Here is a 6,282-nt window from a genome sequence, read left to right as displayed (position 1 = left end):
GGGAGTGCTCCCCGGGGCGTCGCTCACGGAGTCAGCACCGCCGGCCGGAACCGGCGGCCCGCCTGTCAACCACCGTCTCCCCGCAGGGACTCGTACTGCTCGATGGCCTCGGCCAGGTCCTGGTAGGCCTGCCCGATCTCGGCGAAGTCACCGGAGCGCTGCGCCGACTGGAGCTGCTCGAGGGCGGCGTCCATGCTCTGCACCGCCTGGTCGACCGAGCCGGCCGGCGGAGTCTGCGGAGTGGTCGGCGTGCTCGTGTCCTCGCCCGCTCCCTGCTCCTCGGTCTCCGGTGGGGTGGTCGTCTCGTCCGCGCCCGAAGGCTCGTCACCCTCGGCGACCTCCACATCCTCCCCGGTGGGATCCGTGGCCCCCTCACCGGCACCGGTGCCGAACACCTCGTCAAGCGCCTCCGCGAGGGTGGGCGCGTACCCGACCCGGCCCTCGAAGCTCACCAACACCTTGGCGAGCTGCGGGAACGAGGAGTCCTCGTTCCTCCGCTCGATGTACACCGGCTCGACGTAGAGCAGACCGCCCCCGACCGGGAGGGTCAGCAGGTTCCCGAAGAGCACGTCGGTGGCCTGCTGCCGCAACAGGTTCAGCTCCGTGCTGACCTCGGTCGAGGAGACGAACTGCGTCTGCACCTGTTGCGGGCCCTGTGTCTGGCTGTCCACCGGGAGCCTGAGGACGGTCATGTCCCCGTAGTGCTCGGGATCGGAGTTCACCGACATGAAGCCGGACAGGAACTGCCGTTGGAGGAACACCTGGGCGCTGGTGAGCTGGAACGTCGCCTCCCCGGTGGCCGGGTCCTCCGCCAGGATGTAGTACGGCGGCTGGGGCGTGTTCGCCTCACCCGGGTCGTCGCCCACCGTGGGGTCGGACGGGACGTTCCAGAAGCCGACGTTGGCGTAGAAGTCGCTCGGGTTGTCGACGTGGTAGCGGGTCAACAGGTCCCGCTGCACCTTGAACAGGTCCTCCGGGTACCGGAAGTGCGCCCGCAGGTCGTCGCTGATCTCGCTCTCCGGCTGCACGGTGTCCGGGAAGACGCTCCGCCACGCCTGCAAGACCGGGTCCTCCTCGTCGACGGCGTAGAGCGTCACGGTGCCGTCGTAGGCGTCGACGGTCGCCTTCACCGAGTTCCGGATGTAGCTGATGCGCTCGTCCAGCTGCTCCGGCACCCCTCGGGCGCTCGTGAGGCTGTCGGTGGTCGCCTCACCCAGTTCCGTCTTCTCCGCGTACGGGTAGTTGTCGAGCGTGGTGTACGCGTCGACGATCCAGGTGATCTTCCCGTCCACGACCGCCGGGTAGGGGTCGCTGTCCACCGTCAGCCACGGCGCGACGTCGGCCACCCGGTCGCGCGGGTTCTGGTTGTAGATGATCTTCGATTCGGGGCTGATCGCCTGGTTGAACAGGATGTTGCGTTCCGTGTAGTAGGCCGCGAACACCAGCCGGTTGAACCAGTTCCCGATCGGGACGCCACCCTCGCCGGTGTAGGTGTACCGCTCGTTGTCGGTGTCGTACTCGTACGGGTTGCCCTGGTCGTCGGTGGTCCCGACGATCGCGTAGGCGGTGCCCAGCTCCCCGAAGTAGGTCCTCGGGTTCTCGACCGGCACGAAGCCGTCCGGCGTCGCCAGGTCGCTGACCTTGAAGTTCGGGTAGCCGCCCTCACCACCGGTGTCGGCCAGCGCCGAGTTCACCTCGTTCGCCGGGGCCGCGACGATCCCGTTCCCGTGGGTGTAGACCAGGTGCCGGTTGATCCAGTTCCGCTGGTTCTCCGCCAGGCCCTCGGTGTTGATCTCCCGCAGGGCGACGATGTAGTCCTGGGTCTCCCCGTCGATCGTGTACCGGTCGATGTCCAGCTTGTCCGGGAAGCCGTAGAAGTTCCGGCGCTGCTGGAGCTGGGTGAACGTCTGGGTCAGGATGTTCGGGTCGAGCAACCGGACGTTCGGGATCGTCGCGGTGTCCTCGCGCAGGTCCTCCGGTTCGAGGTCGCTCTGCCCCTCGTAGTCGATGTAGTTGATGTCGTCGATGCCGTACGCGGCCCTCGTCGCCTCCATGTTGTTCGCGATGGAGGGCGCCTCCCGCTGGTTGGCGTTGGGCCGGACCGAGAACTGCTCGAGCGCCGCCGGCCACAGCGAGCCGAGCAGCACGCTGGACACGACGAGCAGGGCCGTCGCGATGGCCGGCCACTGGAGGTTGCGGCGCACCGCGCCGACGAAGAAGGCGGCGGCGCAGAAGACCGCGATGCACAGCAGGATCAGCTTCGCCGGCATCACCGCGTGCAGGTCGGTGTAGGTCGCGCCGACGAAGTTGTCGTTGCGCTCCGACGTCAGCAGGGCGAACCGGTCGAAGTAGTAGGCGACCGCCTTCAACAGGACGAAGACACCGGCCAGCACCGCGAGCTGGACCTTGGCGGCGCCGGTCAGGTCACCGCCCCGACCGGCCAGCCGGATGCCACCGAAGAGGTAGTGCGCCACCAGCGCGCCGACGAACGCCACCGCCACCGCGACGAAGGCCCAACCGAGCAGCCACTGGAAGAACGGCAGCTGGAAGGCGTAGAAGCCGATGTCCCGCTGGAACTGGGGATCGGTCACCCCGAAGTCGCCACCGTTGAGGAAGAGCTGAACCGCCTGCCAGTTGCCCTGCCCCGCGACACCGGCCACGATGCCCACGAGGACGGGAACGCCGAAGGCGAACAGCTTGATCCTGGCCGTGACCGCCGTGCGGTAGCGCGCAACGGGATCATCGGGACCTGAGGCGGGCACGAACACCGGACGCGACCGGTAGGCGAGCCACAGGCTGAGCGCCAGCACGGTTCCGACCAGAACACCGACCGCGACGAACAGCACGGCCCGGGTGAACAGGACCGTGGTGAAGACCGACCGGAAGCCGACCTCCCCGAACCACAGCCAGTCCACATAGGTGCTCAACAGCCGTGACCCGCTCAACAGCAACAGCAGCAGCACCGCACCGATGGCGATGAGGATCCGTGCTCGCCTGGAAAGTTTGGGCATGCCGACGGGACTCCGCATCGCCACAGCGCACTCTCCCGGGTTGAGGACAAGGGACCAGGGGCGGGACGCGACCACACCTGGGTGAGGTGTGCGGTCCGTCCTGCGATGTCCAACTCTACGTGGGCGCCTCGCGCGTTCGGAGCCCCCCGTCGTGGGGTCGCCTCCCGACCGGAACCATGGAGCCCGTGGACGCAGAACACGACGCAGAACTGTCCCGGTCGCTGCCCGCCGCCGCGCGGGAGGTGGAGGACTTCGTGGCCTCCGGGGGCTGGGACCAGCCCATCCAACTGTTCGCACTGGTCAGCACCAGTGCGTTGTTGGCCAGGGAACCCAACCTGGTCGGCCAGGTCGACCCCGGGTCGACACTGACGCCGGTCGCGCAGGACGCCCTTCCCGAAGGTGACCTCGCCGAGGCGCTCGCCGGGATCGAGTGGCCCGACGCCGTCGACGGCTGCGCGTTGGCGCAGGAGATCGTGGTACTACCCCCCGGCGCCGACGGCGCGGACTCCGAGGAGGGCGTCGCCCTCAGCCCCGAGGAGGCCGCGAACCACCCGGAGCGCCGGGAGGCCCGGCTGGTGGCGGCGGTCCTGCGCGACGGCTCAGCCGCCTGCGTGCTGCGGCTCCGGGCCGACGACGTCACGCCCGAGGAGATCGTCGAACACCCGGAACTCGCGCCGAACCTGGTCACGGCGTTGCGGGCGACCCTCCACCCCTGATCGAGGACTCCTGGCCGGCGGTCAGTTCGGGGAGCAGTCCGGCGGCTGTTCCCCGGCGCGGACCTGGCGGAGGGCGTCCACCGCCCCCTCCAGGGTCTCCACCTCCACGAGCTGGAGGCCGTCCGGGGCGTTGGCGACGGCTTCGGCGCAGTTGCCCGTCGGCACCAGGAAGACCGTGGACCCGATGTCCTTCGCGGCGCGCATCTTGAAGCTGATGCCACCGATCGGCCGGACCGCGCCCTGGGTGGTGATCTCGCCGGTGCCCGCGACATGGGTTCCGCCCGTGATCTCCCCGGGGCTGAGGGTGTCGATGATCGCGAGGGCGAACATCAGACCGGCGGAGGGCCCGCCCACCTCGTCGAGTTCGATGTCCACCTCGAAGTCCACATCGGGCTGGTCGAGGGGCGCGACGCCGAGGTACCCGCTCTCCCGGTCGTCCCGGGCACCGAGTTCGACCGTGAGGTCCTCCTCGACGCCCTCCCGGCGGATCACGATGTCCACCCGGTCGCCCGGCGAGGTGTCGGCCAACGACTCCACCACCGCCTCGGCGGAGTCCGCCTCGACACCGTTGACCACCACCAGTTCGTCCCCGGGTTCCAGCACGCCGTCGCTGGGCCCGTCCCCGAACACCTCGCCGACCAGGACCTTCCTCGGGTAGCCGAGGTAGAGCAGCGCGGCGGTCTCGGCGCTGCTCTGGGACGCGGTGAAGGACTGCCGGTTCTCCTGCTCGATCTCCTCCCGGGTGCGGTCCGGCGGGTAGTACTCCTCGCGCGGCGCGAGCGCGTAGTTGCCGCTGGCCCACAGCCCCAGGGCACCGAACAGGGTCACGTCCGTCGTGAGCTGCACGGTGGTCAGCCGGAGTTCACCGGGATCGGGATCGGCGCCCGTCTCACCGGGAAGGGCGTCCCCCTCCTCCAGCAGGGGCGGTGGAGCCACCTCTCCACTGGTCGCCACGAGACCGAGGGTGTCGTAGGTGTGGCCAGGACCGAGGGCCACGTAGGGCACGGTGACGAAACCCCCGAAGGCGGCGAAGACGCCGACCAACGCGACACTCACCAACAGGGACCAAGTACGGCGGCTCACGGGGGCAGCGTACGGAACGGGTCGCCACCGACCCCGGCGGACCGATCCCACGCTGGTCGGCGCGGGCCGCGTACCGTTGACGGTATGACCGATCTACCCTTCGGGTTCAACTCGCAGGATCCCGATGACCGTGGGAAGCGCGACGATCCCTCGGGCCGGTCCGGAGGCGAGTCGCCCTTCGGAGTCGGTCCCGGGGGGATGCCGGGCTTCGACATGGGCTCGTTGGGCCAGATGCTCAGCCAGCTCGGCCAGATGCTCAGCCAGGCCTCGCACCACTCCGGCGGCCCGGTGAACTACGACCTCGCCAAGCAGCTCGCCCTCCAGCAGATCAACAGCGGGGGCCGGGACCAACCGCCCTCCTCCGGGCAGCACGACGCGACCACGGAGGCGTTCCGGTTGGCCGAGCTGTGGCTGGACCCGGTCACGACCTTCCCGGTCGGGGCGCAGAGCGTGCGGACGTGGTCGGCGAAGGACTGGGTTGACCGCACGCTCCCCACCTGGCAGCGGTTGTGCGACCCGGTGGCCCGCCAGGTGTCCTCGGCCTGGACCGACATGCTGCCCGCCGAGGCGAAGCAGAACGCGGGGCCCCTGCTGTCGATGCTCGGCCAGATGGGTGGCATGGCCTACGGCTCCCAGTTGGGCAGCGCCCTGGGGCAGTTCGCCTCCGAGGTGCTCACCTCGACCGACATCGGGCTGCCGCTGGGGGAGCCTCGGACGGCCGCTCTCCTGCCGAGCAACATCGACCGCTTCACGCAGGGCCTCGACCGCCCGGCGAACGAGGTCCTCGTCTTCCTCGCGGCCCGCGAAGCCGCCCACCTCAGGTTGTTCTCCCACGTTCCCTGGCTGCGGCAGCGGCTGCTCGCGACGGTCGAGGAGTTCGCGCACGGGATCAGGGTCGACCCGAACGCCATGGAGGAGTTGGCGGGCAAGGTCGACCCGAGCAACCCCGCCTCCCTGGAGGAGGCGATGCGCTCCGGCCTGCTGGAACCGCGCAGCACTCCGGAGCAGAAGCAGGCGCTGACCAGGCTGGAGACCCTGCTGGCGCTCATCGAGGGCTGGGTCGACCTGGTGGTCGGCGAGGCGCTGGGCGATCGGCTGCCCGGGGCGGAGGCGCTCCGGGAGACGCTGCGCCGCCGCCGGGCGAGCGGTGGTCCCGCCGAGCAGGCCTTCTCGACCCTCGTGGGACTGGAACTGCGGCCCCGGCAGCTGCGGGCGGCGGCCACCCTGTGGCGGGGGCTGACCGACCGGCACGGATTCGAGCAGCGCGACTCGGTCTGGAACCACCCCGACCTGATGCCCACCTCGGCCGACCTGGACGACCCGGTCGACTTCGTGGAGCACTTCGGTCGCGGCCCCTCCGAGCTGGACGACCCGCTCGCGGCGCTGCGGCGCGCGGAGGAGGGTTCGGCGGCGGAGAACGCCTCCGACGCCGAGAAGGCCGACGACGACCAGGGCGACCAGGTCGGCCGAGG

Annotated in this window: 4 protein-coding genes; 2 read left to right on the top strand and 2 right to left on the bottom strand. The window is 70.0% G+C overall.

The features are described from left to right. Positions 1-65: 65 nt before the first annotated feature. Positions 66-3,035, bottom strand: coding sequence for a UPF0182 family protein (locus ACTIDRAF_RS0201480; protein ID WP_026065666.1), 2,970 nt, complete (start codon positions 3,033-3,035; stop codon positions 66-68). A 152-nt stretch (positions 3,036-3,187) separates the two neighbouring features. Between ACTIDRAF_RS0201480 and ACTIDRAF_RS0201475 the strand changes: the two genes are divergently transcribed. After that, positions 3,188-3,727, top strand: coding sequence for a PPA1309 family protein (locus ACTIDRAF_RS0201475; RefSeq protein WP_016696944.1), 540 nt, complete (start codon positions 3,188-3,190; stop codon positions 3,725-3,727). Positions 3,728-3,748: 21 nt separating this feature from the next. Here ACTIDRAF_RS0201475 and ACTIDRAF_RS26655 read toward each other — a convergent pair whose 3' ends face one another. After that, entirely contained in the window at positions 3,749-4,810 is a 1,062-nt protein-coding gene (locus tag ACTIDRAF_RS26655; protein WP_052168658.1) for a YlbL family protein, read from the bottom strand. Positions 4,811-4,894: 84 nt separating this feature from the next. On the opposite strand from ACTIDRAF_RS26655, the gene ACTIDRAF_RS0201465 reads away from it, so the two are divergent. Continuing rightward, positions 4,895-6,282 (top strand): zinc-dependent metalloprotease (locus tag ACTIDRAF_RS0201465; protein ID WP_016696942.1); only part of this gene is annotated, 1,388 nt, incomplete at its 3' end.

The organism is Actinoalloteichus spitiensis RMV-1378 (assembly GCF_000239155.1).
Taxonomy (GTDB): domain Bacteria; phylum Actinomycetota; class Actinomycetes; order Mycobacteriales; family Pseudonocardiaceae; genus Actinoalloteichus_B; species Actinoalloteichus_B spitiensis.
This window is presented reverse-complemented; position numbering and strand designations above follow the sequence as displayed.

Excerpts from the sequence above, each read along its gene's own strand:
- ACTIDRAF_RS0201475 (WP_016696944.1), top strand. The coding sequence starts at position 3,188 with ATGGAGCCCGTGGACGCAGAACACGACGCAGAACTGTCCCGGTCGCTG.